The organism is Streptomyces pathocidini (genome assembly GCF_001418495.1).
Classification (GTDB): domain Bacteria; phylum Actinomycetota; class Actinomycetes; order Streptomycetales; family Streptomycetaceae; genus Streptomyces; species Streptomyces pathocidini.
On record NZ_LIQY01000601.1, the window covers coordinates 1 to 3,182 of the forward strand.

A 3,182-nucleotide genomic window follows, 5' to 3' on the forward strand; every position below is an offset into this window, starting at 1 on the left:
CGCCGGGTCGGCCGCGGCGTGGCACAGCTCGTCCAGCGCTGCCCCGTCGAGGACCACCTCGCGCAGACCCGCGCGGTGGGCCCGGGCGGCGAGCCGGGCCATGGCCCGGTCGCGGCGGGCGGTGCGCGGGTCGTCCGGCTCCTGGGGCGCCGCCTCGCTGTTGGGCCAGCCGTAGCCGGCGGGGGCGCCCAGGCCCGTGGACTCGTCCAGCAGGTCCAGGACCGGTACGAGCCGGTCGGCACCGTAGGCGTCCAGGAAGCGGCGGTGGTAGTCGCGCAGCGCGAACAGGCCCCTCTTGGGCCGGGACAGCCGCCACATGGTGTCGGTGGCCCGCTCGACCTCGGCCCGTACCTCGAAGGGCAGGTGCAGTAGGGCGTCCAGGCGGGTGTCGATGTGCAGCGGGGTGTCGTCGGGCTCGATCGCGCGGGCCGCCTCCCTCAGGAGCCGGAGCCGCTCCCGCCCCGCCCCCAGGGGGAGGGCGTCGTAAGCGGCGCGTTCCCGGTCGAAGCGGTGCAGCGCGTCGCGGGTCTCCCGGGTCGGCCCGGCCGGCTGCGCGACGGTGTCGAGCAGGGCTAGCACATGGTGCAGCGGGTCGCCGCCGTCCAGGGGCGGACGCAGCCCGGTGATGAGAAGTTCCTGCCGGACCAGTTCGGCCAGCAGCGCCCGCACCCGCTCCTCCGGCGCCCCGGGGAAGGCCGCGGCGGTACGCCGTACGAGTTCCTCGTACGGAAGCGGGTCACGGGCCTCGGTCACGGCCCGCCGGACGACCGGCGAGTGGCGCACGGAGACGACGGACCGGCCCTCTCCTCCCGGTGCCGGGGCGGCGCCCTGGGTGGAGGGGGAGGTGAGGACCAGCCGGTCGCCCCGGACGACGAGGGCCTGGTGGGCCTGGACGGTCAGCGCCACCAGGACGGCCGGGTCCTGCTCGAGCCGGTGCACGACCTTGGTGAGCCACTGCATGTCGGCGTGGGTCCTGGTGGTGTGCGCGGTGCCGCGCTCCACCTTGGCCGAGGTGTCGAACTCGCCCTTGGCGACGCCCGCGAAGAGGCCGAAGGGGGTGGGGCGGGTGCGCATCCGGATGTCGTAGCGCAGCACGGCGAGGGCGGCCCGGCGCAGTTGGCCGGCCTTCAGGCCGACGGGTCCGTGCCCGGCCACACGGTGGACGAGGGCGCTGAGGCTGGGCGAGGCCAGGTCGAGGGCCTCGCTCAACTCGGGGTGGCGGGAGGCCGAGACGAGCAGTGCGGCGCAGGCTTCGGTGTCCTCGGGTCCGCCGGACTCCGGGACGGGCAGGCCGGTCGTGCCGACCGCCAGCGGTGCGCGGTGGAGGAAGAAGTCCCCCGCCCGAAACATCGTCTCCCCCACGGTCTCCCCTTCCCCCAAAGGCCCGTGGGGCCGGACGGTGCCTGCCCGGCCCCACGGTTCAGATGGTGCGTCTGGCCTTGCCAGTGATCCCGTTCTCAGCAGCAGTGGCTGCAGCCGGAGCCGCCGCCGTCGCTGGTGCAGCCCGGGGTGCAGTAGGAGATGCTGGTGATCGCCGGGCCGGCGACCGACTTCTCCACGCCGATCTCCAGGTCGAGGTCGAACAGGTTGGCCTCGTTCTGCGACTGGGCCGGTGTGTTGGTTCCCATGTCTCGCTCCCTCCGTAAGAACCGATGGACTGTTCGCTGGACCGGACCACTGGGCCGATCCGCCGTTCACGCAATCACGGGCGCTCCTGCCGTCTCAACAACTCCACGCAACCCTGGCAGTGTTGGCAGTTCCGTGGCAGGAGAGCGGAACTGAGGAGAAAGTTCACCGTTCACCCAAGATCGTTCCGGTGGATGATGAACCGGTCGCGCTCCCATCGCTACGTACGTCATGTGTGTTCGGACGAAGCTCTGCTGACCGCTGCCGCGGACGGCGACCAGGCAGCCCTGCGGGCCCTCTACGACCGGCATGCGGCCGCCATGCTCCGGCTGATCCGCAGACTCACCTCCGACCAGGGGGTCGCGGAGGAGCTGCTCCAGGAGTCCTGGCTCGCCGTGTGGCGCTCGGCGGCCGGGTTCCGCGGCGAGTCCTCGGTGCGCGGCTGGCTGCTGGGCGTGGCCAGACGGCAGGCCCACAACCAGCTGCGCAAGTCGCGGCCGCGGCTTGCGGACCTCTCGGAGGCGCACGACGTGCCGGATCCGGCGCCGAGTGTGGAGGACCAGGTCGTGGTGGAGGCCGAGCGCACCGAACTGTTACGGGCCGTGCGCTCGCTCCCCGCGCATCTGCGCGAGGTGCTCGCGCTGGTGCTGGTCGAGGAACTGGCCTACCCGGAGATCGCCGACGTGCTCGGCATTCCGGTGGGCACCGTCAAGAGCCGGATGTCGCACGCGCGCAGACGGCTGGGCAGCATGCTCGCCGCCACGCGGCTGGAAGGATCGGGGCGACGATGACAGAACACTTCGCGGACGACACGCTGGCCCTGCTGGCCCGCACGGGCGCGGACACAGCGCAGCAGGGACATCTCGACGCCTGCCGGGACTGCCGCGGCCAGTTGGCAGTGTGGCAGGGGATCGGCGCGGCGCTGCGGGCGGAGGCGGCCGAGGAGGCCGTGGCCGTCCCGTCGTTCGAGACGCTGATCGCCCCGGCACTGGCCGCACCGGCACCCGCACCGGACGGCCCGGTGGTCGACGGCGCGCGGCGCCCGGCCGGGGCCGGGGCACCCGCGGGATCCTCGGCGGTGGGGCGTCCCTTCCCCGCGCCTTGGCGGCTGGCCTGGCAACTCGCCCTGCGCCAGGCGGCCTTGCTGCCGCGGATCTGGGCGCCGCTGAGCGCGGCCGGCTTCATCGGGGCTGCGGTACTGGGGGGCTCGGTGGGCCAGGAGCGGCTGGGGATGCGGCTGTTCGGCGCGGTGTGCGTGCTGCTGGTGCTGTTCGGGGCGCTGCTGGTGGCCTCACCACGCCGCGATCCCCGACGCGAGCTGCTCTTCACGCTGCCGGTGCGGCCCGCGTCGGTGTTCCTGGCCCGGCTGTCGGTGGTGCTGTGCGTCGACCTGCTGCTGGCCGTGGTGTGCTCGGCGGTCATCGGCGGCCCCGGCTGGTGGCCGGTCGTGGCGAGTTGGCTCGGCGAGGCGCTGCTCGCGTCCTCGCTCGCTCTGGCCCTGTCCGTACGGATCGCCCCCGCAGCGGGGGCGGCGGCGGGGGGCGCGCTGTGGCTGC

Annotated in this window: 4 protein-coding genes; 2 read left to right on the plus strand and 2 right to left on the minus strand. The window is 73.9% G+C overall.

The genetic code is table 11. The annotated features are described in order from the left end of the window. The coding region (locus AOK16_RS23375) for a lantibiotic dehydratase family protein (protein WP_240483720.1) at positions 1–1,362 on the minus strand (1,362 nt) is incomplete at its 3' end. A gap of 95 nt (positions 1,363–1,457) precedes the next feature. Then, positions 1,458–1,628 (minus strand): gallidermin/nisin family lantibiotic, encoded by a 171-nt coding sequence (locus tag AOK16_RS26155; RefSeq protein WP_079101695.1) that lies wholly within the window; start codon positions 1,626–1,628, stop codon positions 1,458–1,460. A 231-nt stretch (positions 1,629–1,859) separates the two neighbouring features. Between AOK16_RS26155 and AOK16_RS23380 the strand changes: the two genes are divergently transcribed. Both AOK16_RS23380 and AOK16_RS23385 read left to right on the plus strand, forming a co-directional pair. Then, the gene (locus AOK16_RS23380) at positions 1,860–2,417 is read left to right on the plus strand and encodes an RNA polymerase sigma factor (RefSeq protein WP_055474122.1); all 558 of its coding nucleotides are present in this window, start codon (positions 1,860–1,862) and stop codon (positions 2,415–2,417) included. Then, the coding region (locus tag AOK16_RS23385; protein ID WP_055474123.1) for a hypothetical protein at positions 2,414–3,182 on the plus strand (769 nt) is incomplete at its 3' end. The genes AOK16_RS23380 and AOK16_RS23385, both read left to right, overlap by 4 nt.